This window comes from Allomesorhizobium camelthorni (assembly GCF_011045125.1).
Lineage (GTDB): Bacteria > Pseudomonadota > Alphaproteobacteria > Rhizobiales > Rhizobiaceae > Allomesorhizobium > Allomesorhizobium camelthorni.
This window is the reverse complement of sequence record NZ_JAAKZF010000317.1, coordinates 1-669: the sequence shown is the minus strand read 5'-3', so window position 1 is coordinate 669 and position 669 is coordinate 1. Positions and strand designations below refer to the sequence as shown.

Sequence of the window (669 nt, the reverse complement as noted above, 5' to 3'; positions counted from 1 at the left end):
TCACTCGTCCAGGAGCGGATAGAATTGGGTCCAGACGTCGTCCTTCTTAGCGCTCGCGATGTGGCAGTACGCGCATTCGGCTTTTGGCTGCAGCTTGGCCGTCGCTGCCTTCGGCTCGTGGTGATTGAAGTTGTAATAACCCCAGCCTCCGGTGTCGGCATAGCGCTTGGTATCCTTGACCGTAACGTCGGCGCCGTTCAGCTTTCCGGGGAAGTAGCCTCGCCCGGAGGGCTCGGTGCGCGATCCATCCGGGTTCTCGGCCGGGAGCGTCAGCTGCAGTTCCTTGAAGAAGATCGTTCCCTCCGGGAACTCGCCTGTCTTCTTGTAGATATCGTATGAGACTGGTTCGATGTAGACGTTGTGAAATTCAGGAAAATTGGCCTCGCCGTCGTTGAGCGCGTTGGGGGTGAGCGGCGAGCCGACGAACACCCACTTATTGTAATTCTTCGGCAGGATCAGATCGCCCGATTCGGTGTACTCGGGGAGATAGCGCTTCGTCGTCGATGCGCTGCCGTCATCGGACTCGGACTGGGCGAATGCGGCTGTTATGGCAACCGCGCTGGAAAGCGCTCCAGCGATCAGTAGGGCAATACGCATAGCTTTTTTCTCCATGATATTGAACGTCATCCGTCCCAGATTGCACTCGGCGTCACTCGACGAGATCCGCGA

1 protein-coding gene is annotated in these 669 nt (G+C 57.8%); it reads right to left on the bottom strand.

What is annotated here, in order from left to right:
* Entirely contained in the window at nt 1-597 is a 597-nt protein-coding gene (locus tag G6N73_RS36130) for a cytochrome P460 family protein (RefSeq protein WP_165034605.1), read from the bottom strand.
* Between the last annotated feature and the right edge of the window lie 72 nt (nt 598-669).

Bases quoted from the DNA above. Each gene is read 5' to 3' on its own strand.
- G6N73_RS36130 (WP_165034605.1), bottom strand. From the start codon at position 597: ATGCGTATTGCCCTACTGATCGCTGGAGCGCTTTCCAGCGCGGTTGCC.